26 protein-coding genes are annotated in these 25,370 nt (G+C 34.0%); 13 read left to right on the forward strand and 13 right to left on the reverse strand.

Translation table 11 applies throughout. From position 1 onward, the window contains the following. The first annotated feature begins 3 nt into the window (after positions 1 to 3). Positions 4 to 1,881, forward strand: coding sequence for a hypothetical protein (locus AAYQ05_RS01935; protein ID WP_343540791.1), 1,878 nt, complete (start codon positions 4 to 6; stop codon positions 1,879 to 1,881). Between the two features lie 143 nt (positions 1,882 to 2,024). Here the strand turns inward: AAYQ05_RS01935 and AAYQ05_RS01940 are convergent, their stop codons facing one another. The 10 genes from AAYQ05_RS01940 to hemA all read right to left on the reverse strand — a co-directional run bounded on the left by AAYQ05_RS01940 (position 2,025) and on the right by hemA (position 10,588). After that, positions 2,025 to 2,921 (reverse strand): fructose bisphosphate aldolase, encoded by an 897-nt coding sequence (locus tag AAYQ05_RS01940; RefSeq protein ID WP_343540793.1) that lies wholly within the window; start codon positions 2,919 to 2,921, stop codon positions 2,025 to 2,027. An 82-nt stretch (positions 2,922 to 3,003) separates the two neighbouring features. Further along, positions 3,004 to 3,939 (reverse strand): DUF4421 family protein, encoded by a 936-nt coding sequence (locus AAYQ05_RS01945; protein WP_343540795.1) that lies wholly within the window; start codon positions 3,937 to 3,939, stop codon positions 3,004 to 3,006. A gap of 144 nt (positions 3,940 to 4,083) precedes the next feature. Next, entirely contained in the window at positions 4,084 to 4,989 is a 906-nt protein-coding gene (gene hemF, locus AAYQ05_RS01950; RefSeq protein ID WP_343540796.1) for an oxygen-dependent coproporphyrinogen oxidase, read from the reverse strand. Then, positions 4,986 to 5,531, reverse strand: a complete 546-nt coding sequence (locus AAYQ05_RS01955; protein ID WP_343540797.1) for a GNAT family N-acetyltransferase — start codon at positions 5,529 to 5,531, stop codon at positions 4,986 to 4,988. The genes hemF and AAYQ05_RS01955 overlap by 4 nt, the downstream gene beginning before the upstream one ends. Position 5,532: 1 nt before the next feature. After that, entirely contained in the window at positions 5,533 to 5,910 is a 378-nt protein-coding gene (locus AAYQ05_RS01960) for a hypothetical protein (RefSeq protein WP_343540798.1), read from the reverse strand. 76 nt (positions 5,911 to 5,986) lie between these two features. Further along, positions 5,987 to 7,012 (reverse strand): uroporphyrinogen decarboxylase, encoded by a 1,026-nt coding sequence (hemE, locus tag AAYQ05_RS01965; RefSeq protein ID WP_111377708.1) that lies wholly within the window; start codon positions 7,010 to 7,012, stop codon positions 5,987 to 5,989. 96 nt (positions 7,013 to 7,108) lie between these two features. Beyond that, on the reverse strand, positions 7,109 to 7,774 hold the full coding sequence (locus AAYQ05_RS01970) for a uroporphyrinogen-III synthase (protein WP_343540799.1): 666 nt from the start codon (positions 7,772 to 7,774) through the stop codon (positions 7,109 to 7,111). After that, on the reverse strand, positions 7,774 to 8,697 hold the full coding sequence (hemC, locus tag AAYQ05_RS01975; protein ID WP_343540800.1) for a hydroxymethylbilane synthase: 924 nt from the start codon (positions 8,695 to 8,697) through the stop codon (positions 7,774 to 7,776). Before hemC ends, AAYQ05_RS01970 begins: the two co-directional genes overlap by 1 nt. Before the next feature lie 96 nt (positions 8,698 to 8,793). Further along, positions 8,794 to 9,198: a GxxExxY protein gene (locus AAYQ05_RS01980; protein WP_343540802.1), complete on the reverse strand. Its 405-nt coding sequence runs from the start codon at positions 9,196 to 9,198 to the stop codon at positions 8,794 to 8,796. A gap of 139 nt (positions 9,199 to 9,337) precedes the next feature. Then, positions 9,338 to 10,588, reverse strand: a complete 1,251-nt coding sequence (gene hemA, locus AAYQ05_RS01985; protein WP_073410229.1) for a glutamyl-tRNA reductase — start codon at positions 10,586 to 10,588, stop codon at positions 9,338 to 9,340. A gap of 227 nt (positions 10,589 to 10,815) precedes the next feature. Between hemA and AAYQ05_RS01990 the strand changes: the two genes are divergently transcribed. From AAYQ05_RS01990 to AAYQ05_RS02025, 8 genes are all read left to right on the forward strand, one after another. Then, complete coding sequence (locus tag AAYQ05_RS01990) at positions 10,816 to 11,691, forward strand: AraC family transcriptional regulator (RefSeq protein ID WP_111368228.1); 876 nt, start codon at positions 10,816 to 10,818, stop codon at positions 11,689 to 11,691. Then, entirely contained in the window at positions 11,691 to 12,224 is a 534-nt protein-coding gene (locus AAYQ05_RS01995; RefSeq protein ID WP_343540807.1) for a hypothetical protein, read from the forward strand. Before AAYQ05_RS01990 ends, AAYQ05_RS01995 begins: the two co-directional genes overlap by 1 nt. A gap of 158 nt (positions 12,225 to 12,382) precedes the next feature. Beyond that, entirely contained in the window at positions 12,383 to 13,402 is a 1,020-nt protein-coding gene (gene hemH, locus AAYQ05_RS02000) for a ferrochelatase (RefSeq protein ID WP_343540809.1), read from the forward strand. 15 nt (positions 13,403 to 13,417) lie between these two features. Further along, positions 13,418 to 13,993: a hypothetical protein gene (locus tag AAYQ05_RS02005; RefSeq protein WP_343540810.1), complete on the forward strand. Its 576-nt coding sequence runs from the start codon at positions 13,418 to 13,420 to the stop codon at positions 13,991 to 13,993. Further along, on the forward strand, positions 13,993 to 14,541 hold the full coding sequence (locus tag AAYQ05_RS02010; protein WP_177211580.1) for a CopD family protein: 549 nt from the start codon (positions 13,993 to 13,995) through the stop codon (positions 14,539 to 14,541). Before AAYQ05_RS02005 ends, AAYQ05_RS02010 begins: the two co-directional genes overlap by 1 nt. Before the next feature lie 142 nt (positions 14,542 to 14,683). Continuing rightward, on the forward strand, positions 14,684 to 16,099 hold the full coding sequence (locus AAYQ05_RS02015) for a sensor histidine kinase (RefSeq protein WP_177212541.1): 1,416 nt from the start codon (positions 14,684 to 14,686) through the stop codon (positions 16,097 to 16,099). A gap of 11 nt (positions 16,100 to 16,110) precedes the next feature. Beyond that, the gene (locus AAYQ05_RS02020; protein WP_343540811.1) at positions 16,111 to 16,893 is read left to right on the forward strand and encodes an enoyl-CoA hydratase/isomerase family protein; all 783 of its coding nucleotides are present in this window, start codon (positions 16,111 to 16,113) and stop codon (positions 16,891 to 16,893) included. Positions 16,894 to 17,056: 163 nt separating this feature from the next. Continuing rightward, on the forward strand, positions 17,057 to 17,455 hold the full coding sequence (locus tag AAYQ05_RS02025) for a hypothetical protein (protein ID WP_343540812.1): 399 nt from the start codon (positions 17,057 to 17,059) through the stop codon (positions 17,453 to 17,455). Positions 17,456 to 17,610: 155 nt separating this feature from the next. On the opposite strand, the gene AAYQ05_RS02030 is transcribed toward AAYQ05_RS02025, so the two are convergent. The 3 genes from AAYQ05_RS02030 to AAYQ05_RS02040 all read right to left on the reverse strand — a co-directional run bounded on the left by AAYQ05_RS02030 (position 17,611) and on the right by AAYQ05_RS02040 (position 20,705). Beyond that, on the reverse strand, positions 17,611 to 18,264 hold the full coding sequence (locus AAYQ05_RS02030; protein WP_343540813.1) for a metal-dependent transcriptional regulator: 654 nt from the start codon (positions 18,262 to 18,264) through the stop codon (positions 17,611 to 17,613). Positions 18,265 to 18,369: 105 nt separating this feature from the next. Next, positions 18,370 to 20,238 (reverse strand): Nramp family divalent metal transporter, encoded by a 1,869-nt coding sequence (locus AAYQ05_RS02035; protein WP_343540815.1) that lies wholly within the window; start codon positions 20,236 to 20,238, stop codon positions 18,370 to 18,372. A 74-nt stretch (positions 20,239 to 20,312) separates the two neighbouring features. After that, the gene (locus AAYQ05_RS02040) at positions 20,313 to 20,705 is read right to left on the reverse strand and encodes a Fur family transcriptional regulator (RefSeq protein WP_177211585.1); all 393 of its coding nucleotides are present in this window, start codon (positions 20,703 to 20,705) and stop codon (positions 20,313 to 20,315) included. Positions 20,706 to 20,798: 93 nt separating this feature from the next. Here AAYQ05_RS02040 and AAYQ05_RS02045 point away from each other — a divergent pair, with 93 nt between their 5' ends. From AAYQ05_RS02045 to AAYQ05_RS02060, 4 genes are all read left to right on the forward strand, one after another. Beyond that, positions 20,799 to 21,152, forward strand: a complete 354-nt coding sequence (locus tag AAYQ05_RS02045; protein ID WP_281634302.1) for a MerC domain-containing protein — start codon at positions 20,799 to 20,801, stop codon at positions 21,150 to 21,152. 10 nt (positions 21,153 to 21,162) lie between these two features. Continuing rightward, positions 21,163 to 22,068 (forward strand): NAD(P)/FAD-dependent oxidoreductase, encoded by a 906-nt coding sequence (locus tag AAYQ05_RS02050; protein ID WP_343540818.1) that lies wholly within the window; start codon positions 21,163 to 21,165, stop codon positions 22,066 to 22,068. A gap of 269 nt (positions 22,069 to 22,337) precedes the next feature. Next, complete coding sequence (locus tag AAYQ05_RS02055) at positions 22,338 to 24,590, forward strand: TonB-dependent receptor (protein WP_343540819.1); 2,253 nt, start codon at positions 22,338 to 22,340, stop codon at positions 24,588 to 24,590. A gap of 95 nt (positions 24,591 to 24,685) precedes the next feature. After that, positions 24,686 to 25,144 (forward strand): thioredoxin family protein, encoded by a 459-nt coding sequence (locus AAYQ05_RS02060; protein WP_343540821.1) that lies wholly within the window; start codon positions 24,686 to 24,688, stop codon positions 25,142 to 25,144. Positions 25,145 to 25,370: the final 226 nt, after the last annotated feature.

Below are 25,370 nucleotides of genomic sequence, written 5' to 3' on the forward strand. Positions count from 1 at the left end.
TTTATGAAGTACTTTTACACTCTAGTTTTTCTATTTGCCGCCTATTTTACTTTTGGACAAACGGGTCCAGACAAATGCGATTATTTTGTTCAGTTTAACGGAAATCAGCTTTCTAAAAAAGTCAGTATAAACGAAGTGTTGAATCATCCGATATTGACTAAATATATTAGCAAAAAAACTGATTTTGATCTTCGCCAATATACTTCGATCATTCAATTAGACCAAAAGATTACGATTCATGGGAATTTCTTGGATAGCGTTCCGTTTTATCAAGTTACCATTCCGATAAAAAACAAAGAAGCGGTTAGACAATATCTGATTGAAAAACAAGGTGCAAACGGAAATAATAGTGCAATTGAAGAATTGGGAAAATATGCTGTTTTTACACCAAGCGGTTTAAAAAGATCATTTGTATGGAATGATAATTATTTGGTCATATTTGAATTGACAAAAAGACTTCCTAATAAATTTTACGCTTCTCCAGACGGACCTCCTGTTTTAAATGATTCAATAGGAATTTCAGAGCCGTATGAAGAAACGGTAATTCTAGATACACCGAAAGTATACGGAGTAGAAGAAGCGCCAAATCCGCCAAAAATTGCAGAACCGTCTGTAATGCGAGACGAACCAATAGCCGTTGAAGCACCAGCAGGATCTTCAGAAATTGTGGAACAAGATTATTTGTATGATGGAAATCCGTATGAAGAATATACGGTAGAGCAGGCAGAGTTTGATAAAAAACTTGCCGAGCAGCAAAGCCAAATTATAAAAGGTTTATTTGAGAATGGTTTTACTGCACCAAGTTTTTCAAAAATAAATGCTTCGGCAGATATTTCGACTTGGGTAAATTACAGCGGATTGATGTCTAGTTTTTATTCATTATACAATTATCCTTTAGCACTATTTGGAGGTTATGATAAATACTTGCCGATGCAGAAGAACTTTGGGAATTTTGTAAAAGGCATCAATCTGGATTTTTATTTTGATAATGATAATTCTCGAATTGAAGAAGTAGTTGAATATGCTCCAGAGATTGCTGCTATTGTAAGCAAAATCAGCGATAGAAAAATCAACAGAAATATCTTTAATTATTTTCCTGCGGAAAAACCTTTAGGATATATTTCATATCACGCTAATACAAAAGCGGCACTTGAAAACTTTCCGTCATTGATGTCGGAAATATTTCAAAATCCAAAATTTGCTAAAGAAGATATTACGCTAATTACAGATCTGATTTCTACAATTGTTGATGAAGAGGCCACAGCAAAGCTTTTTGATGGCGATTTAAGTGCTTTTTTATACGATACGAAAGAAGTTGAGGTTATGACTAAAAAGTACGAGTATGATGAGAATTATGAAGAAAAAATAACAGAAGAAAAAGTGAAAAAAGAAATTCCGTTGTTTTCTGTGATTTTTACTTCTACGCATCCAACATTTGGAGATAAATTATTGCAATTGGGTGTTCGCAAAAAAGTATTGGTCCCAAACGGAAATTCATATATTATTGCAGGTACACAAGATTATGGTGATGTTTTTATTGCAAAAGACAAAGATGTAGTAATTGTAGCCAACACAAAAGATTATTTTAGTTCTGGAAAAGGATCTTTTGCAAAAGACACAAAGAAAGATTTGAGTAAAAACTATATTTCTGGAAAATTAGATCTTTCAAAAACCGTGAGAACATTTGGTAAGAAAGCAAAAGATTCAGAGTTGGATCGAATGACTAAAATTTCATCTCAGTTTTCAGATATCTCGATTGAATCTCCTAAAAAACTAATTGACAATAAATTGAAATTCGTTTTTAAACTGAACTCTTTCAAATCTGATAAAAACATTATTTTGCAGACATTAGATTTAGCCGAAGAAATGACTTCTAAATAATCGAAAAAGGAAAAACCCCTGAAGCAATATTGTTTCAGGGATTTTTTATTTAATAATTCATTCCGTATGAATGTTTCGTCGGTATAAAAATTGACGGCACCATTTATTTACGTTCCATAGGAACGTTTGATTATTTCAATTTGCTAAGTGATTGAAGCTTGATAAATACCTTTAATGGTTTCTCGTAATTCAGCATTAAAATCTTCATCAGACTGATCTGCGGTTAGTCCTTCAGACAATGCTCTAGAAAAACTGGCAATCAATCCATGGTTTTGAGAGAGTTTTTGATTTGCTTCTTCGCGAGAATAGCCACCAGAAAGTGCCACGACACGAACCACATGCGGATCTGAAATAAGATCTTTGTAAAAATCGTTTACGGTCGGAATTGAAAGTTTCAGCATTACTTTTACCTCTTTATCCAATGCATTAAGCTGTTTTTGGATTTCTTGTTTCAGAATTTCTTCCGATTTTTCTTTATCAGGACTGTAAATATCAACTTCAGGTTCTATAATTGGAATTAAACCTTTACTGAAAATTTGTTTTCCCACTTCAAATTGCTGGGCAACAATATCTTGTATTCCTTCTGGATTGGCTTCTTTTATTACAGAACGCATTTTAGTTCCAAAGATATTGCGTTCTACAGCCCGATCTAGCAATTCGTTTAAGCCAGAAATGGGTTTCATTAGTTGTACGCCATTTGCAGTTTCTGCCAGACCTTTATCTACTTTTAAAAAAGGAATAATATGTTTTTTCTCCCATAAATAATCTGCTGTCCACTGTCCGTCGATTTTACGATCCATTGTGTTTTCAAACAAAATTGCACCGAGAATATATTGACTGTCAAATGCTGGACTTTTAATAATTCTAGTTCTCATTTCATGTACAAGAGTGTACATTTCTTCATCGTTTGTATATTGGTTTTCTGCCACTCCATATTGTAAAAGTGCTTTAGGAGTACTTCCACCGCTTTGATCTAATGCTGCAATAAATCCTTTTCCAGAATGCATGAGATTTAATTGTTCTGTGTTTTTATTTCCCATAATAATGAATTTTAGTTTTTCATAAATCTCTGTAATTTAAGCATTTTTATCCTTTTGGCTGTTTATTTGAGATTAAGATTTATCAAAGACCTATTTTTTCATTCACCTTATCGTAGACTTCTTTTACTTTTTTAGGAGGATCAAATCGATACCCAACAGACAGTTTAAGAGTAGAAATATTATCATTCAATCGCGGATCGACTTTATCATCTTGTGCAAAACCAATTGTGTTAAGACTGGCAAAACCAAAAAAACGGTCTTTGTTATAAGCCAATTTCAAATTGAAATCTGCTTGATACAAAGCTGAGGTGTCTCCGTCAATAATATTAATTCCGGCACCCAAAGCTAGTCCAGCACCTATTAAGACCCGATCACTAATTACGAAATTGTAAAAATAGGAGGGCGCAAGCGTTAAAACATAAATATCGCCAGGTGACGAATCGGGAGTATTTAAAGCTAAATTGGTGTAATAAAAAGAGAAAGTCGGAATAAAACTTCCGGAACTTTTGGTCTGCCATTCGTTTTGGCTTACCAATGTTTTAAAAGAGAATTTATCATTAAAAACATAAGCTGTTGACCCGCCAATTTTCGTAGTGCGCATATTGGGCAGTTGAGCTGTAATGTTGTCATCACTAATATAAAATCCTTTTTGATTGATAAAAGTGAACGATTGCATCCATTTTTTTAAGTAAAAACGGGTATTGAAATTAAAGTTCTTGGAATGAGAATCGCCCTTATTCTGACTTAGAAATTTGGGAGCAAAACCAATTGTAATATCAACGATTTTATAGTTTAATGTAAAACCTATTTGTTCTCTTCGATTCGGAATTAGATTTACATATGTTTTGGAATCCTGACCTGAAGCAATCTGAAAACTATTGGAAGTATCTAGATAATAAATACTAGCAGTAATTTTATCATTATATGATTTAAAATACGGATTTTGCAAAGAATCGTTTTGGGCGAAACACCCAAAAATGCTGATAAAGAATGTGGCGTAAATCAGTTTCAAACGCATAGAAACATAGTTTTAGATAATTTTAAAAGACGTTTAATTTAAATAATACACATTTATATCTATGTGAAAAAATATAATTTTCTAAAATTACCTCTAAGATAGGTCTTTAAATCTATGTTTCTATGTGTTAAATAAATTTTTAAGCTAAGAAATCCACTCACGCGGATTTGCCAATACATAGATCAATTTCTCTTCTTCACTACCTGCTTCTGGATGATGATCGTAAACCCATTGAACATGCGGAGGCAAACTCATTAAAATACTTTCGATTCTTCCATTGGTTTTTAAACCGAACAATGTGCCTTTATCATGAACCAAATTAAATTCAACATAACGGCCACGGCGGATTTCTTGCCAAGTTCTTTGCTCTGGAGTATAAGAAAGATTTTTTCTTTTTTCTACAATTGGCACATAAGCTTCAAGGAAACTATTTCCCACTTCGGTTACAAAATCGTACCAGTTTTCCATTGACATTTTTTCATTTGCTTTGCAATAATCAAAGAACAAACCGCCAAGTCCGCGCGCTTCATTTCGGTGTGCGTTCCAGAAATATTCGTCACATTTCTTTTTATAAAGCGGGTAAAACTCTGGATTGTGTTTGTCGCAAGCCGTTTTGCAAGTTTGATGAAAGTGAACTGCATCTTCTTCAAACAAATAATAAGGCGTTAAATCTTGTCCGCCGCCAAACCATTGTTCGATTACTTTTCCAGATTCGTCATACATTTCGAAGTATCGCCAATTAGCGTGTACGGTAGGAACCATAGGGTTTTTTGGATGCAGTACTAAACTTAATCCGCAAGCAAAGAAATCGGCTTCGCCAACACCAAACATTTTCTGCATCGTTTCGGGAAGTTTTCCGTGAACAGCCGAAATGTTTACGCCGCCTTTTTCGAAAACAGCTCCGTTTTCAATAACGCGTGTTCTTCCGCCACCGCCTTCTGGACGTTTCCATAAGTCTTCACGGAATTTTGTTGTTCCGTCAACGGCTTCTAATCCAGCGCAGATTTGGTCTTGTAAATTTTGTATGTATGCGTAAAATTTGTCTTTCATGATTTTATATATTCTGATTTAAGAAGTCCGAAATAGACGGTGTTCTGTAAAGTGCCATCACCATTTCTAAACTCATCTCTTAAAATTCCTTCTTGTTTAAAATTATGTTTTAGAGCGATTCGCTGACTTGCTAAATTTACTTCTGATGTACAAATGAAAACTTTATTCATTTTTAATTCATCAAAACAAAATTCAAGCACGTCTGAAACCATTTTGGATGTAATTCCTTTTCCTTGAAAATCCTCATCGATAAAATAACCTAACTCACATTTAGAAATACGATAATCGATAGTTTTTACACATAAATAACCAATTAGATTATTTGTTTTGATGTTTCGGGCAAAGAAATAATATCCTTCGCTATTTCTTTCCTTGTTTTTATTAACTGAGATAAAATTTTCTGCTTTTTCTGGTGAGTCAGAATTAGCTAGTGTTACAGGAAATGTTTTTCCTATATGATTTTTATTCTTATCGATTAGTTTGTAGAATTCTTCGAGAAGAATATTTTCAATTCGGTCTGTTTTCCAATCTGTAAAACTCATTTTATTTGTTTTTTAAAGAGGAGATTTTAGTATTAATTCCAAAAGAAAAAACTTTGCTTTCAGCTTGAACATATTGGTAAATAACCAAAGCCTTATTTTCGAAATTATAATTTTCAGCTTTAGAAAATTCAATTAAAACATCAGCAAATTGTTCTAATTGATCCCAATCAAAATGAAGACGCATTAATAATGTAATTAAATCCTCATTTGAATAATCGACTAAAGTTTCAATGTTTAACGCAAATTCTTTTAGCTGATTTTCAATATCAGTTATTTGCAAGTGACTCAAAGGATAAGGTACAAAAACAAGAGTTCGCAACGTTTTGAGGACGTTATCAATTCTAATTTTTTCTTCGTCTCTTAAGCCTTTGTTGAGCATTTTTTAAGTTGTTGGTTGTTGGTTTATGGTTGATAGTATTTATATCCAACAACTATCAACCATAAACATCAACTTATTAATTCCCGTATTCCTTAACCGCGTCAATAAACGCTTTTGCATGGTCTACAGGGATATTTGGTAAAATTCCGTGACCTAAATTTACGATATATTTATCTTTTCCGAATTCGTCGATCATTTCGTGAACCATTTTCTTGATAGTCGGAATCGGAGAAAGTAATCTTGACGGATCAAAATTTCCTTGTAGAGTAATGTTTCCACCAGATAAGTAACGAGCATTTCTAGCCGAACAAGTCCAGTCAACTCCTAATGCAGAAGCCTTACTTTTACCCATTTCGCCAAGAGCAAACCAGCATCCTTTTCCGAAAACAATAACCGGAGTAATATCTGCTAAAGCGTCAACAATCTGGTTGATGTATTTCCAAGAAAATTCCTGATAGTCAACAGGAGAAAGCATACCTCCCCAAGAATCAAAAATCTGAACAGCATTTACTCCAGATTTTACTTTTTCTTTTAAGTATAAAATAGTTGTATCTGTAATTTTTTGTAATAAAGTATGCGCTGCAGCTGGGTTTGAAAAACAGAATCCTTTTGCTGTATCAAAACTTTTAGAACCCTTTCCTTCAACAGCATAACAGAAAATTGTCCAAGGCGAACCCGCGAAACCAATTAATGGCACTTCGTCGTTCAGCATTTCCTTAGTCAATTTTACAGCATCAAAAACGTAGCCTAAAGTTTCATTTACATCTGGAACGTAAACTTTGTGAACATCTGCCAAAGAACGAATCGGATTTGGAATAATCGGACCCAAATTGTCTTTTAATTCTACGTGAATTCCCATTGCACGCGGCACTACCAAAATATCCGAAAATAAAATCGCAGCATCTGGAGCAATTCGACGAATTGGCTGAACTGTAATTTCTGCAGCTAATTCAGGAGTTTCGCAACGCGTAAAAAAATCATATTTATCACGAAGTTCTCTAAATTCAGGTAAATATCTTCCTGCTTGACGCATCATCCATACTGGCGGACGTTGAACAGTTTCTCCCTTTAATGCTCTTAAAAATAGGTCGTTTTTTAACATTTTTTTCTTTGCTTTAGGCTTTAAGCTTTAGGCTTTAAGCTTGTTTAACTATGATTTTTTTGCTTACGGCTTACTGCCTAAAGCTTATTGCTTTAATTATTTATATTCGTGAATTACATCTTCGATTACGTCCTCGATTGTAGGCTGATCTGCGACGATGATATTCTTTGTAATTTTTGATAAAGCTTCTGCAGTAGTATCACCAATACAGAAACAGATTTGTTTATTTATAGGGTTGTCTTTTAGATAACTTTTAACTCCAGACGGACTAAAAAACAAAATCGCTTCCGGATTTGCTTTTATTTTCTGCGGTTGCAATGTAGTTTCGTAAACCTGAATTTCATTGAATTTAATTCCGTTTTCTTTCAGGGCATCTGGCAAAGTATCTCTTCTCAAGTTTCCGCTGAAAAAAGTGTAACTCTCATTGCCATAAATCAAAGTGATAATTTCGGCTAAATCAGATGCATAACCTGTATATGCTACAACATTAAATCCGTTATCTGTCAATAAAGTTTTGGTTTTAAGACCAACGCAGTATACGTTTTTCTTTTTTAGTTCCTCTGATTTTGGGTCTGATAAAACGCTATGAACAGCATTTTGACTTGTAAAAATCAGACTTTCGTTGAGGTCTTTTAATTCGAAAGGTTTGTTTTCGGTTTTAATGAAATCGGCTTCAATTAACTCAACACCATATTTCATTAGCTCTTGTTTATGAAGTGGAGATAATATTTTAGTAGATAATATTTGAACTGATTTTGCCATTATTTCTTCAGAGATTCTTTGATTTTCTGCATTAATTCTGTTCCTCCATTATTCAAAATCTCCTGTGCCGAATGAAAACCTAGTTTTTTCCATTCTGAAATATCAACCGTTTTGTTGATTTCCAATTTTTGTTTCCCGTCAATAGAAAGCAAAACACCTTGAAAATGCAATGTGTCTTCGTCTTCGTTATACGTTACCAAAGCTCCGATTGGCGCTGTACATCCGCCTTCAAGTGTTCTTAAAAATTGACGTTCGATATAAGTGCAGATTTCAGTTTCAATATCATTCAATTGAGAAAGCGCATCCAAAGTATAATTGTCATTTTCCATTGCCACAACAAGCATTGCTCCTTGTGCCGGCGCTGGAATCATCCAATCTAAATTGATGAAGTTTTCAGGTTTTAAGTTGATTCGCTCTAAACCTGCAGCCGCAAAAACAGCTCCGTCCCAATTATTATCTTGTAGTTTTTGCATACGTGTATTTACGTTTCCGCGTAAATCAACTACTGTATGATTTGGGTATTTATTAAACCATTGTGCCTGGCGACGCAAACTTCCCGTTGCGATGGTACTTGGATTTGTAAAATCAGGATTTCCTTTATGAACTAAAATATCCAAAACATTAGCTCTTGGCAAAACAGCTGCCTGAACAATTCCTTTCGGTAAAGCCGTTGGAACATCTTTCATAGAATGCACCGCAATATCAATATCGCCATTGATCATAGCAATGTCCAGCGTTTTGGTAAAAATTCCGGTAATTCCTAACTCATAAAGAGGTTTGTCCAGAATAATATCACCTTGAGATTTAACCGCAACAATCGAGGTTTTATAACCTAAATCGTTTAGTTTTTTCTCAACAGTATGTGCTTGCCAAAGTGCTAATTCGCTATCGCGCGTTCCAATTCTGATTGTTTTTTCAGCCATGTTTTGTTTTTTACCATTAAGGGCATTAAGAGAATTAAGTCCAATCTTTGTCAAGAAAATTAAGTTTAACTTTCTTAATTTCTTAATGGTTTAAATTTAATCTATTAATCTTGCAAAATGATCATTCACAAGAGGTTTCATTGATTTTGTAATGTTTGTTGTGTTGAAATTTATCAATAGTCCTTGAGGTCTTTGTAATAATTTCATATAAGTTAATAATTGCGCTTCATGAATTGGTAATAGGTTTTCTATTGCTTTTAATTCAACAACTACACAATCATTTACAAGTAAATCTATTCTTAAATCAGATTCAAATTCAAGATTATAATAATCAATTTTAACAGATAATTGTTGTTTTACATCATATCCGTTTCGCTCTAATTCATATTTGAGGCACTTCTCATATATGCTTTCTAAAAGTCCAGGTCCCAAAGCTTTGTGCACTTTTATAGCAAAACCAGTAATTTCATAAGCCAATTGCGTTACCTCTTTTTTTGTCATAGAATGTATTATTGTTTTTTCACCATTAAGACATTAAGACATTAAGTTAATTAAGCTTTGTGTCAAAAATTGTTTGACTTAATTCTCTTGACAAAGCTTGGACTTAATTTTCTTAATCTCTTAATGGTAAAACTAAATTTTAAGATGCTTTTATTTTGAAGACTTTTTCGATCCATTCGATGCTTTCGTCAACCATGGTATCGTCGTCTTTTAAATGATTGGCAAAATGAGTAGTGATTTTCTGGATGATTCTGTTACTGATGATTTCAGCTTGTTCTTCGTTAAAATCGGCGATTTTTTTACTTTGAAAATCTAGTTCCGAAGCTTTAATAGCGTTTAATTTCTCTTTTAAAGCATTAATTGTCGGAGCAAATTTTCTTCCTTTCATCCAAGTAACAAATTCTTCTTTGATTTCTTCGATGATCGCTTCAGCGGCCGGAATGTGTAATTTTCTGTTTTCTAGAGTTTCATCTGTCAATTGAGACAAATAATCCATGTGGATTAAAGTTACACCTTCTAATTCCTCAACATTTTCATGAACGTTTTTCGGAATCGATAAATCCAGAATCAATAAAGGTTTTTTAAGATTTAAAATCGCTTTGTCAACCGTTGGGTTTTGTGCGCCAGTTGCAACAACGACAACATCGGCTTTTTGAAGTTCTAAATGCAATTCAGAATAATCTTTAACAATCAAATTTAATTTTCCTGCTAATTTCTCTGCTTTATCTTTAGTTCTGTTGATCAAAGTGATATGCTCGTTTTTAGTATGTTTTACTAAATTTTCGCACGTATTTCTTCCGATTTTACCAGTCCCAAAAAGTAAAATGTTTTTGTTGCTGATATCTTCAACATTCTTCAAAATATATTGTACAGATGCAAAAGAAACCGAAGTAGCACCAGAACTGATTTCTGTTTCCGTTTTGATTCTTTTGCTCGCCTGAATTACCGCATTTACCAATCTTTCCATAAAAGCATTGGCTAATCCCATTGACTTTGAATGCGTAAAACTGGTTTTTATTTGAGATATAATTTCAAAATCGCCTAAGATCTGACTGTCTAAGCCAGTTCCTACGCGAAACATATGATTAATTGCTTCTTGATTTTTGTAAACGAAACCCACTTTTTGAAAAGCATCTACAGATCCGTTACTATTGTCGCAAATAAGTTTTATTAATTGAAATGGATGTTCAGCAAAACCGTAGATTTCAGTTCTGTTGCAAGTTGAAGTAACTAGTAAACTTTCTATTCCATCGTTTTTAGCTTGTTCTAGCAGGCGAGTTTTCGCAACGGCGTCCAAACTAAATTGACCTCTAACCTCAGCATCAGCTTTTTTATAACTCAGACCAACTGAGTAAAAATAAAGGTGTTTCGGTACGTTATTGTTTTCCATAAATTCACTTTCATAAAAGTGCAACAAAATTATTACTATACCATCGATAAAAATAACGCTAAAAGTACTTTTTATGTCGCTGTATGTTTTTTTGAACCTAAATAGGTGTTTTTGAGTAAAAAGGACTACTTTTGTAGCAAAATCAACTCGTTTGAAGTGATTAGTTTAGAGTCGTTCTAAATAACATTTTGAGTTTGTTTTGATTTTCGTTTCAAAAAAATATCGCTATGAGTTCTCAAGAAGTTATAAAAATTGAAGACGACTTTACGCTGATCCGTTTTCAAAATGATGGTTCTGAACCTTTCTATGCACAGCACGAAATAATAGGTACTGGCCTGATACAGTTTCACTTCGGGATAAAAGGAAACGCAAAATTTTTATTCAATCAAGGCAATTACGCTTTAGAATTGAAAGAAGAAAAATCGTTGCTTTTATACAATCCACAGAAAGAATTGCCGCTAAATCTAGAGTTGGCTCCAAACTCGTGGGCGATTTCAGTAATTGTCTCCATCAAGAAATTTCATGCGTTATTTTCTGCCGAAGCTGATTATATTACTTTTTTAAGTCCTGACAATAAGGATAAAAAGTATTATAACGAAGGAAATATCAGTCCGTCAATGGCTATTGTACTAAGTCAGTTGTTTCATTATAATCTTCACCCTTCGATAAAAAACCTTTATTACAAAGGGAAAGGATATGAATTGTTGAGTTTATATTTCAACAGAACAGAAGATCCAAATGCAGAACAATGTCCGTTTTTGATTGATGAAGACAATGTTTTGAAAATCAGAAAAGCCAAAGAAATTGTAATCGCTAATATGGCCGAACCGCCAGGATTGCAAGAATTGGCAGATGAAATTGGTTTGAATTTGAAAAAACTCAAAATGGGTTTCAAACAGATTTACGGCGATACAGTTTACGGTTTCCTTTTCGATTATAAAATGGATTTCGCCAGAAAACTTTTAGACAGCGGTTCATATAATGTAAACGAAGTAGGACTGAAGATTGGCTATAGCACGGGAAGCCATTTTATAGCAGCTTTCAAGAAGAAATTCGGAACAACACCAAAAAAATATTTGATGTCGATTAATGCGAATGTTTAATGATTAGAAAGTACTCAGTTGTTTTATTGCTTTTCGTAATACTTTCTTGTAAATCAAAAGAAGATAAAATGTTCTTTGATTTTGATAGTGTTGAATATTATTCATTGAATAAAAGCAAAGAAAAAGAAATAGAGGAGAATAATAGAAATGGGATTAAAGATTCTATTATAAACGATATTCTTTATTCTGAATTTCCAGAGAAGTTAAATAATGAAGTTTTTTATGAAATTATTAATTCAAGAGGATTCTCGAAGTTTGATTTATCTCAGAAAGATGTAGATTATTTAAAGAATGATATTTTCGTAGAAAAAATTTCTTTAAAAGTTTTTGGAACAATGAAAGCTTGTGCACCTGAGTATAGAGATTTTTTAGTTTTTAGAAAAAACGATAAAGTTTCAGGCATCGCTAAAATTTGTCTTTGGTGCGGTCATTCTTATTTTATAAGTTCTAAAAACAATATTAATACAGAAGATTTTGGAACAGAAGAAGATTATGAATCATTAAAAGAATTATTTAATACCTATAAAAACTAAAATGTTAGAAAAGCATTAGTTTTATAAATAAGAACATAATTAAAAAGTAATAATTATCATATTTCGAATAAAGTACAGCGTTTACTTTTGCCGAAATTTTTAAAAACAAATAAAAAGCTTAAAGCCTAGTGCTTAAAGCCTAAAGCAAAAAACACATAATGAAAGGCGCACTTTTAATAAACTTAGGATCACCAGACAGTCCAACACCAAAAGATGTAAAACCCTATTTAGATGAATTTTTAATGGATAAATACGTGATCGACGTTCCGTATTTATTGAGAGCATTATTAGTTCGCGGTATTATTTTAAGAAAAAGACCAGAAGAATCGGCTCACGCGTACGCGAAAATCTGGTGGAAAGAAGGTTCGCCACTAATTGTTCTTTCTGAAAGAATGCACAAAAAAGTACAGCCTTTATCAAATATTCCAGTTTCGCTTGCAATGCGTTACGGATCAATGACAATCGAAAAAGGTTTACAGGAATTGAGCGATCAAGGTGTTACTGAGGTATTGCTTTTCCCTTTATATCCTCAATATGCAATGGCTTCTACTTTGACCATTTTGGTTTTAGCCGAAGAAATTCGTAAGAAGAAATTCCCTCACATGAAATTCTCAGATGTTCCAGCGTTTTTCAATAAACCAGACTACATCAAAAATGTTGCAGATTCAATCAAAAAACATTTACGAGATTTCGATTATGATCAATTGGTGTTTTCGTATCACGGAATTCCAGAGCGTCACGTTCGCAAAACAGATAAAACAAAATCGCATAAAAAATTCGTAACCAACGAAATGTGTTGTGAAGTAGGAACTCCAGAAGCAGAATTCTGCTATAGAACACATTGTTATGAAACAACTCGTTTGGTAGTTGAACAATTGGGAATTCCAAAAGAGAAATATTGTGTGACTTTCCAGTCAAGATTGGCGGGCGATAAATGGCTTGAACCATATACAGATGTTGAAATTGACAATATGCCAGCTAGAGGAATTAAGAAAATTGCGGTTGTAACTCCAGCTTTCGTTACCGATTGTTTAGAGACTTTAGAGGAAATCGCAATGCGTGCCAAAGAAGATTTTGAAGCAAATGGAGGAGAAGAGTTTTTAGCAATTCCTTGCTTGAACGATGATGATGAATGGTGCGAAACAGTTGCTAGTTGGATTAACGATTGGGCTAAATAATTTTAATTTTTATAAATGAATAGATTAAAATATTTTTCGATCTTGCTTTTTGCTTTAGTAACAATAATTGGATGCAAAAAGAAAAACACTTTTGAAAATAATCGTTTTTTTGATAAAACCTTCAATTGGGAAATTGCAATTCCTGATGATTATGAAAAAGTAATCCAAAAAGAAAAAGGAGAAGTAAAGGGAGATACAGCTTTGGTTAAAAAAGAAAACTCCATTGTAGCTTTTAAAAGAGATGAAGCCAATTACTTTTCTGCAAACTACGAAAACTATCCTACCGGAGGAGATGCTCGTGGAGTTGATCTAAAGATGAGATTAAAAGATTTTCTCCTTTTAAAAGACATTGGAAAAGTTTATCCAAAAGGTAAAATGGGAGATTACTCGGTAAGCAGTGAAAAAATTTCGGGTTTGGAGTTTAGAAAATCTAAAATCGAAGTTACTGAAGACGGAAAAACAGTTGCTACAGCAGTAATTTTTTCGAAAGGATTTGGAGACAAAATCTTTGTCGCTTCAATAGTGTATGAAGATGAAAATTATGGCAAAGAGATCATTGATCTTTTTAAAAAATCGACTTTTAAAAAATGATGGAATACTATAACTATCTAAAATCGCTGCATCTTATATTCGTGATTACTTGGTTTGCGGGTCTATTTTATATTGTGCGTTTATTTGTGTATCAGATTGAAGCCAATGAAAAACCTTCGCCAGAAAAAGAAATTCTACAGGCACAATACAAAATAATGGCCTACCGTTTGTGGTATATCATTACATGGCCATCGGCGGTTTTGGCAAGCATCTTTGCTTTTTGGATGCTGTTTTTTACAGATGCGGGAAGCGTTTGGATCAAAATGCCGTGGATGCACGTAAAATTATGTTTCGTTTTCCTATTATATTTATATCACGGAAAATGTCATCAGATTTTTAAGCAATTACAAAGAGATGAAGTAAAATATTCCAATAATTTTATGCGTTTGTGGAATGAAGGCGCAACTATTATATTATTTGCTGTTGTCTTTTTAGTAGTGTTAAAAAGTGCCATCAACTGGATTTTCGGCGTAATCGGAATTATTTTATTCTCGGTTTTAATTATGCTGGGATTCCGTTTTTATAAAAGAATTAGAGAGAGAAAATAGTTTTTTTAGTTTCAGGTTTCAAGTTTCAAGTTGCCAAACGCAACATAACCTGGAACTTGAAACCTGAAACGAACAAAACAAAAACAAAATGCTAAACTTCAAAATGTCAATGCTTTCGCTTCGTACCAGGATTTTCCTGTCGATGATTGTATTGATTGTTGTGGCATCTTTTTTATTGGCTTCGATTTCGATTATTCAGTTTAAAACTGAAGCCAAAGAATATCATCAGGAACGTTTAGAACGAAAAGAAAATGCGGTAAAAGAACACATCAATTATGTTCTGGCAACTACAACTTATCCATTAAAAACTCAGAATTTAGATTTAATTTTTAAAGATAAAATTCATGAGTTGGCACAGATTCATAAAATCGAAATCAATATTTACAGTTTGGATGGAAAACTTTTAAAATCATCCAAAGAGTCTTTTGCAGTTGATAAAATTGCACCTCCAATTCCAGAATATATTCTTAAACTGGTTCGTTCTTCTATCGAAAAACGTTTTGTTGATATTAAAACCATCGACGGAGTCAAAAACCGATCTTCGTACAGTTTAATTAAAGACGAAAAATTCAAACCACTCGGAATCTTAAATCTTCCATATTTAGAAGATGATGGTTATTATGATAACGAGTTGAATACTTTCTTAATTCGTCTAAGTCAGGTGTATTCTTTTATGCTGATTGTCGCTTTTGCTTTGGCATATTTCCTTTCGACTTATATCACAAAATCGCTGAAAACCATTTCAGATCGTTTGGAAGAAACCAACTTGGATCAGAAAAACGAAAAAATTGTGTTAGAAGCTAATAGTAAAGAAGTCAACTTTCTGATCAAAGCGTACAACGGAATGGTGGATAAACTCGAAACGAGTGCAATTAAACTAGCGCAAAGCGAACGTGAAGAAGCTTGGCGCGAAATGGCAAAACAAGTTGCGCACGAAATTAAAAATCCGCTTACGCCAATGCGTTTGACGGTTCAGAGTTTCCAGAGAAAATTTGATCCTTCTGCTCCAGATGTGAAACAAAAAATGAATGATTATTCTGAAACTTTAATTCAGCAAATAGATACCATGACGGCTGTTGCTTCGGCATTTTCGAACTTTGCTTCGATGCCTGCACAGCAAAATGAAACTTTAAATGTTGTTGAGGTTGTCGAATTGGCTTTAGATATTTTCAACGAAGATTATATTTCTTTCGAGAAAGAAGAAGAGGAAATCATTTCTAAAATGGATCGTACGCAATTGATTCGTGTGATTACCAATTTAGTTAAAAATGCCACTCAGGCCATTCCTGAAAGTCAGTTTCAGAAATCAATTGTTGTATCAGTAAAAAGGCGAGACAATAATGTTGAAATTGCGGTAAAAGACAACGGAATCGGTATTCAGAAGCAAGATATCGGAAGAATTTTCGAGCCAAAATTTACTACCAAAACCAGCGGTATGGGACTTGGACTAGGAATTATCAAAAACATTATCGAAAATTACAAAGGAACAATTACCTTTGAGTCAACTTACGGAAAAGGAACCACATTTACAGTTTCTCTCCCTATCACCAACTCATAAAATAAAGCATCATGAACTACGAAAATCTTTTAATTTCTATTGAAGGGAATATCGCAACCGTTACCATAAACAGACCAGCAAAATTAAATGCTTTAAACAAAGAAACTATTAGCGATCTGAGTAAAGCGATTAAATTACTGGGTAAAAATGAAGATATCCGCGTTATTATCTTAACAGGAAGTGGCGAAAAAGCATTTGTTGCCGGAGCTGATATTTCAGAATTTGCTAATTATACTATTGTTGAAGGCGCACAATTGGCAGCTGAAGGTCAGGAATCGTTATTTGATATGATCGAAGGATTAAAAAAGCCAGTTATTGCTGCAATAAACGGATTTGCATTAGGAGGTGGATTAGAATTGGCAATGGCTTGTCATTTCAGAATTGCTTCGGATAATGCAAAAATGGGACTTCCGGAAGTTACTTTAGGGTTAATTCCTGGTTATGGAGGGACGCAGCGTTTACCACAATTAATTGGAAAAGGGCGTGCAATGGAAATGATCATGACAGCAGCGATGATTACTGCCGAACAAGGAAAAGATTATGGTTTAGTAAACCATGTTGTGCCTCAGGAAGAATTACTGTCATTTACAAATGTGATCGCGCAGAAAATCATCAAAAATGCACCTTTCGCTATTGGAAAAGCTATAAAAGCAATCAACGCCAATTTTGCAGATGGTAAAAACGGTTTTGATGTCGAAATAAAATCATTCGGAAAATGCTTCGGAACACAAGATTTTAAAGAAGGAACTACAGCATTTTTAGAAAAACGTAAAGCTGAATTTACAGGAAAATAAGTTATTTCACAAAGTTGCACAAAGACTTCACAGAGATTCACAAAGAAAAAAAATATATAAATCTTTGTGTAACTTTGCGAAGTCTTTGTGCAACTTTGTGGTAAAACTATAGACAAAGATTGTAAAACTTTAGCATCTCAGAACCTTAGCACCTTTAAAAAAAATGTACGAACCAATATTTGCCCTTTTTTGTGAACGAGTTAAAGAAAGCATCCAAAAAGGAACTTTCGCAAAACTGACTTTGGCCAAAACTATGGGCGATACAGAGCTTAAAAATGTTTATTTCCGATTGGTTCTCAATGAAGATAATACATTCTCAATTTCGCTTACTTTTAGATATAAAACAAAAGAAATAGAAAGCATTCACACTTTAGATGAAGCCTTATTGATTTTAGGCACACACATCAAAAATCCTTTTTTAACTGCGCTTTTGTTTACAACTGACGATGATGTTACGTTTAAAGTAAATAAAAAGAACGCAGGAAGTATTATTGAGCAAGCGCCAACTTTTAAAAATGCTTCGCCAGTTATGCTGGAAATGATTGAAAAGGGGATTGTTTAATAATAACTAATTTGTCAGGCTGACCGAAGTCGAAGCCCAAGTTTGGTGAATCCTCTTTGCGAAACTTCGAATTCGCTAAGCCTAACAAAAGAATCTTATTAAAACTCTTAGCGCATCTCTGTGAAACTTCTTTGTGAATCTCTGTGTAATTACTCTTAAACTAACTTCACAAACAAATTAGAAGCAATTTTATTAGAAATCGATAATTCTCTATCATTCACTTTAATTCTTACTGATAGATCGAAAGATTCTTTAGAAAGCAATTCAATTTTTGAACCCAAAGCGATTCCTTGTTTGTCCAGATATTTCAAAAACTCTGAAGAAGTATCTTTTACGCCAACACAAACTCCCGCTTGATTCTCTTCAAGCTCAGATAAAAGGTGTTTCTCGATTTTAATGATTCGCCCATTTGCATCTGGAATTGGATCACCGTGCGGATCTTCAGTAGGATTTCCAAGAAAATCATCCAAACGATTAATTAGTTGCTCTGATTTGATATGTTCTAACTGTTCTGCAATATCGTGAACCTCATCCCAGCTAAAGTTTAGTTTTTCAACCAAAAAAACCTCCCAAAGACGGTGTTTTCTCACAATCATTTTTGCGGCCAGTTTTCCGTTTTCGGTTAAAGAAACCCCTTGGTATTTTTTATAATTAACCAAATCTTTCTCCGCCAGTTTTTTTAGCATATCGGTTACAGAGGAAGCTTTTGTTTCCATAATTTCTGCAATAGCATTGGTGCTGACTTCAGTTTCCGAAGCGGCTGTCAGGTGATAGATCGATTTTAAGTAGTTTTCTTCTGAAAAGGTCATTTTTTTTAAGCTTCTAAGATTCTAAGGGGCTGATGTCCTAAGGTTTTGTTTTAAAGTTTTCGAGAGAAACCTTAGAACTTTAGCGACTCAGTACCTCAGCACCTTTTATTTAACAATCAACAAAGGTATCGAAATTTTATGTCTCAATTTATCTACTGTTGTGCCGAAAAGAATATCTTTCAATCCAGTGTGGCCGTGGGTTCCCATGACTAGAATATCGAAACTTCCTTCGTTTATAATTTTCGGAATTATGCTGTTTGGTTTTCCAAATCCAAGTTCGGTTTTAATTTTGAACCCTTTTTCGGAAAGCATTTCTTTATATTTTAATAATAACTTTTCGTCGATTGTAGTTTCATGATCGTGAATATTAACGCCATACATTAAAGCACCAACCGTTTCTACAATGTGAATGAGGGTATATTCTGTGTCAATGCCACCCAATTCGAAGGCTTTGTTTAAAGCAGCTTCGTCAGCATGTGAGAAATCTACAGAAATAGCGATGTTTTGAATGCTCTGACTTTTTCTTGGCGAAAACTTCAATTTAAGATGGTGTGGTGAATGATTTATTGTTTTTGATTTGAATTTGGCGATAAATGGTTTGAAGACGATATACAGCAATAAAGCAGCGAATCCAAAAGCTAGTGGAACTACCGTAAACCAAAGCACCATTGGATGATTTGAACTTGCTAACCACGAAGTGATTTCGTCATAAACCAATTTCGCATTCAGAGAAACAATGATCGTGGCAATAATCCAGGAAACGATCTGAGTGGTTCTGGAAATATGAAAACCATTCATTTTTGACTTGTCGCTTACAAAGTGTATAAGGGGAATAATGGCAAATCCGAGCTGTAAACTTAAAATAACCTGACTTAGAATTAAAAGTTTTCCTGTTACGCTTTCGCCATAAATTAAAATTACGATTACGGCAGGAATAATAGCAATTAAACGCGTTATGATTCTTCGGACCCAAGGCTGAATTCTGAAATGCAGATAACCTTCCATTACAATTTGTCCGGCAAGTGTGCCAGTTACAGTCGAACTTTGCCCTGCGGCGATTAAGGCAACGGCAAATAAGATTGGTGCCCATTTGGTTCCTAACAATGGTTCAAGAAATTGATGCGCATCTTGAATTTCGGCCACTTCATACATTCCGTTTTTATGGAAAGTCGCGGCGGCAAGAATCAGAATAGCAGCATTTACGAAGAAAGCTAGGTTTAAGGCAATGGTCGAATCGATTAAATTGTATTTTAAAGCTTGTTTGATTCCGGCAGGCGTTCTATCGAATTTTCGTGTTTGTACTAAGGACGAATGCAAATACAAGTTGTGAGGCATAACAGTTGCTCCAATAATTCCGATAGCAATATATAAAGCGGCTGAATTTGGAATCGAAGGAATAAGTCCTGCTAAAACTTTGCCCATTTCTGGTTCTGCAAAAATCATTTCAAAAATAAAAGAAAAGCCAATTATGGCAACTAAAGCAATAATAAAGGCTTCCATCTTGCGAATTCCTTTATTGATCAGGAAAAGCAATAAAAAGGTGTCTAAAACGGTAATTAGGACAGCTTCGAGTAACGGAATTCCGAAAAGAAGATTAATTCCGATTGCCATTCCGAGAACTTCTGCAAGATCGCAGGCAGCAATTGCAATTTCGGCAAGAAAATATAAAATGTAGTTGATGTATTTGGAATAGGTTTCTCGAGAGGCTTGCGCAAGGTCACGCTGCGTTACAATTCCGAGGCGCGCGCTCAAACTCTGCAATAGCAAAGCCATTAAGTTACTCATTAATAAAACCCAGACTAAAGTGTATCCGAATTGGCTTCCGCCGGCAATATCAGTCGCCCAGTTTCCTGGATCCATGTAGCCGACACTTACTAGATAAGCGGGACCTAAGAAAGCTAAAATTTTTCTAAAACCCTTTTTTTTATTTTGTGTAGCAACCGATTCGTGAACTTCTTCTAAAGATTTGGTCATTGTAAAAGTATTGTTTTCACAAATATAGAGAAAAATTATATTCGCGAAACAATATTTTTAGACGAGTCTAAAAGTTAAATGTTAGAATTTAAACAATTCGGACACAATCCTGATAACGTAAAATTGATTTCGTTAACTTTATAATTGTGCGGCATAATGTAGCTCGGTTTTACAGTCTCAAGACAAGTAATTTCGTGGCAATTCTCGCAGCTAAAGTGGGCATGGTTGTGAATGTGTACACGCTGATGCGAATGATTGCATTTGGCATACTTCACCGTTCCATCCAAATTTGAAATTTTATGAATTACATCTTCATTGATCAAACGGTCCAAAATTCTGTAAATGGTAACGCGATCGCACAAATCATTTAATTGTTTCTGAATTTCGGTATGTGAAAGAGCGGTTTTAGATTTCTCAAACACTTCTAAAACAGCCGTCTTTGCTGCGGTATTACGTGTAGTCTTCATTTTTTACGAAATTAAAATTTAAACGCAACAATGTTGCAGTTGATAAAATTGTATATATTTGCAACAAAATTGCATTAAGCAAAAGTACACATAATGAAGAAAATAAGCACATCCTTTTACGATATTTTAGGAATTTCTAGCGCAACCATTTGTCTGGTGCATTGCTTGATTTTTCCTCTTTTAACGATTCTCCCTTTAGGCTTGAGTCACAACCCAATTATAGATTTACTATTTGCTTCGATAGGTTTATTTGCAATTCTCAAAATTATAAAAAAATCAGCTCTTTTGGTATCGTCCATTTTGGTTGTTTCAATGGCGCTGATTTGGATTAGTATTTTGGCAGAACTTTTTTTAGAAATTCATCTTGATCTGATCTATTTTGGAGGAATCGGAATGATCATCGGGCATTTAATCAATTATAAATTACATAAAAAACAAAATCATTAAAAATAGAAATATGGAACAGAAGCATTTTGAAGTGATTATCGTTGGTGGCAGTTATAGCGGATTATCTGCCGCAATGAGTTTAGGACGTTCCTTGCGTCAGGTTTTGGTTATCGATAGCGGTTTGCCTTGCAACAGACAAACACCGCATTCTCATAATTTTATTACACAAGATGGTGAGAAGCCAGCAGTTATTTCTGCGAAAGCCAAATTGCAAGTAGACATTTATAAAACGGTTCAATTTTTTAACGGACTTGCTGTAAAAGCAGTTAAGACGGAAAGCGGTTTTGAAATTACAACCGAATCGGGAGCTGTTTTTACTTCGAGAAAAGTATTGTTTGCAACTGGAGTTAAGGACCTGATTCCTGAAATTGAGGGTTTTGCAGCTTGTTGGGGAATTTCGGTTTTGCATTGCCCGTATTGTCATGGTTATGAAGTTAAAAACGAAAAAACAGCAATTATTGCCAATGGAGAAATGGGATTTGAATATGCTAAACTGATTTCGAATTGGACAACAGACCTGAGATTATGCACCAATGGAAAATCGGAATTGAGTCTAGAACAAACTGAAATACTCAAAAAGCATGGAGTTCAGATTTTTGAAGAAGAAATAGAGTCTTTTGAGCATAAGGAAGGTTATATTAAAAACATCATTTTTAAGAATGGAGAAAAAGTGGAGGTTAAAGCTATTTATGCAAGACCGCCTTTTGAGCAGCATTGTCCAATTCCTGAGACTTTGGGATGTGCTATTACTGAACAAGGATTGTTGAAAGTGGATGTGATGCAGAAAACAACTATTGCTGGAGTTTTTGCTAGCGGAGATTGTACAACGCAAATGCGATCTGTGGCCATTGCGGTTTCTACAGGTTCGTTCGCAGGAGCTGTAATAAATAAGGAACTTATTGACGAAGATTTTTAAAGTTAAATTTTTTTGAATAGCTCCTAGCTTCAGCTAGGTGTTTAGATTTTAATTAAAAAGAGCTTTAGCCAAATCTATATGTTTGGCTAAAGCCCTTTTGTCTACGATTATATTTTCATCCAGCTAAAGCTGGACGCAATTCAACGTCCTATACATCATAAAAATCAAAAATCCAACGTCTTGAATTAAATCAGTTTAAATTTTTTAAACCAAGAATAATTGTTTGTCAAATTTAATTTTTAGTTTTGTCTAAATTTAATTTTATAATAATGAAATATTTATTTTTGACAATATTAATAATTGCAACAAAAAGTGTTTTCTCTCAAAATATTACTGGAAAAGTAGAAAGTATACTTCCTATTGATCAGGAAATTACCATTCGTTTATTAAATACAAACTTTAGAACACAAGCTGATTCTTTGGGATTTTATAAATTAGAAAATATCCCAAACGGAACTTATAAAATAAACGTAACCTCAACAGGATTTAAACCCATAACCCATAGAATTACAATTGTAGAAAATGAAAATCTGAATCTTGATTTTGAATTGGAAGAAGATCAAAATCAATTGAACGAAGTGGTGGTTTCAGGAACGTTAAAACCTGTAAAACGATTAGAAAGTGCCGTTCCTGTTGAGGTGTATTCACCAACATTCTTCAAGAAAAATCCAACACCAAGTATTTACGATGCGCTTCAGAACATAAACGGCGTTCGTCCGCAACTCAATTGTGGCGTTTGTAACACAGGCGACATTCATATCAACGGATTGGAAGGTCCGTATACTTTGGTGATGATCGACGGAATGCCAATTGTGAGCAGTCTTTCTACGGTTTATGGCTTGTCTGGAATTCCGAACTCTTTGGTGGAACGAATCGAAATTGTAAAAGGTCCAGCCTCATCTCTTTATGGAAGTGAAGCGGTTGGAGGATTAATTAATATCATTACTAAAAATCCAATTAACGCACCCGTTTTTTCTGCCGATTATTTTACGACTTCTTATTTTGAAAGTAATCTAGATTTGGGAATGAAATTTAATGCGGGAAAAAAGGCGATTTCGCTTATTGGTGTTAATTACTTCAACTATGATCAAGTAATCGATAAAGACAAAGATAATTTTACCGATGTAACGCTTTCTGAACGTATTTCGATTTTTAATAAATGGAGTTTTCAGCGAAATCAAAATCGCCTTTTTACCATTGCTGTGCGCGGAATGTATGAAGATCGCTGGGGCGGAGATATTCGTTGGGAGAAAAAATACCGTGGCGGAGATGAAATTTACGGTGAAAGCATTTACACCAAAAGAGCTGAATTAATTGGAAGTTATCAATTGCCGTTTGAAGAAAAACTGATGCTTTCGTTCTCTGGAAATGTGCATTTTCAGGACAGCCGTTATGGAACAACATCTTATATTGCCAATCAGAAAATTGGATTTTTACAGCTGACTTGGGATAAAAAAATTGGTCGAAACGATTTATTAGCAGGAATTGCAAGCCGATACATGTACTACGACGATAACACAACTGCAACAAAAGAAGCTGAAAATACTTGGCTTCCAGGAATTTTTGTTCAAGACGAAATTGCCTTTTCTCCAAAAAGTCAGGTTTTGCTGGGAATGCGTTACGATTACAATTCGATTCACGGATCTATTTTTACACCAAGATTTGCTTACAGATTTAAGGCAAACGAAAACACCATTTTTAGATTAAATGCAGGAACTGGATTTCGTGTTGTGAATTTATTTACCGAAGATCATGCGGCTTTAACGGGTTCTAGAGACGTCATTATTAAAAATGATTTGAAACCCGAACAGTCTATAAATGTGAATTTGAATTATATTCAGAAAATCAATTTTGGCAATGGAACGTTTATGGGAATTGAAACGACTGCTTTTTACACGAGATTTAGCAATAAGATTATTTCTGATTATGAAACAGATCCCAACAAAATCATTTACGACAATATTGATGGTTACGCCTTAAGTCAAGGAATCAGTACGAATATTGATCTTAATTTTCCATCGGGATTAAAGTTTATTATCGGAGCCACGGTTTTAGACAATAAAAACGTTGAAAACGGGATTTCTGAAAGACCTTATTTGACGGAGAATTTCACCGGAACTTGGAGCATTTCGTATAAAATTCAGCCTTGGAACTTGTCGATGGATTATACTGGGAATGTTTACAGTCCGATGAAATTGCCTTTGTTGAGCGAAACCGATCCAAGAAGTCCAAATTCGCCTTGGTATAGTATTCAAAATATTCAGTTTACCTATTCGGGATGGAAGGATTTTGAAGTTTATGGAGGAATTAAGAATCTGTTGAATTTTACTCCGAAACAGAATAATCCGTTTTTGATTTCGAGAACCAATGATCCTTTCGACAAAAATGTGCAATACGATTCGGCAGGAAAAGTTCTGGTTACGCCTGATAATCCCTACGGTTTGACATTTGATACGACGTATGTATATGGACAGAACCAAACTATTCGTGGATTTTTAGGATTGAGATATACCTTTAGGTAAAAGATTTAAACTAAATTTTGCCACAAATTACACGAATTATCACGAATTTTAATTTGCGTAAATTCGTGTAATTTGTGGCAAACAAGACAAAAAAAATGAAAAAGCTGTTTCTCTTAATTCTCTTCGGAATAACTTCAACAGGGTTCTGCCAATTAAAAAGCAGCACTTTTGAAGAAATAGGCAGCTTACAGCAAATTCAAAAACGAAAAACCATTGTTTTCATTCATACCGATTGGTGTCAATTTTGCCAGAGAATGAAATCCGTAACTTTTAAAGATCAGGAAATAATCGAAAAATTAAACTCCGGTTTCTATTTTATTGATTTCAATGCCGAGGAAAAGCGAGATATTACATTCAATAACCATATTTTTAAGTACAAGCCTTCAGGAAATAATGTTGGAGTACATGAATTGGCATTAGAGCTTGGAACAATCAATAATCAGATTGCCTATCCGACTTTATGTGTTTTGAATGAGAAAAGCGAAATCATTTTCCAATATAATATTTATTTAAGCTCAAAAGAGTTTAAAATTCTGTTGGAGAAATTGAAATAGTAGTTTTGGATTAGTTCTTTGACAATGAAATAAATAACGCTGTTTGCGCGGTATTTTTTAAAATTTATTTGTAAATTGTTGTAAAGCTTTGCAAGTTAAAAAAGATATTGATAATCAGTTTAATATGTTTTTTGCTTTGTTAATTAACAGCTTTTTATAATGTTCTCATACAATATAAAAATTATGGAAAGAGTTTTAAGAATGAAGTAAGATGTTGAATTTACTG

It is taken from the genome of Flavobacterium movens, assembly GCF_039581425.1.
Lineage (GTDB): Bacteria > Bacteroidota > Bacteroidia > Flavobacteriales > Flavobacteriaceae > Flavobacterium > Flavobacterium luteolum.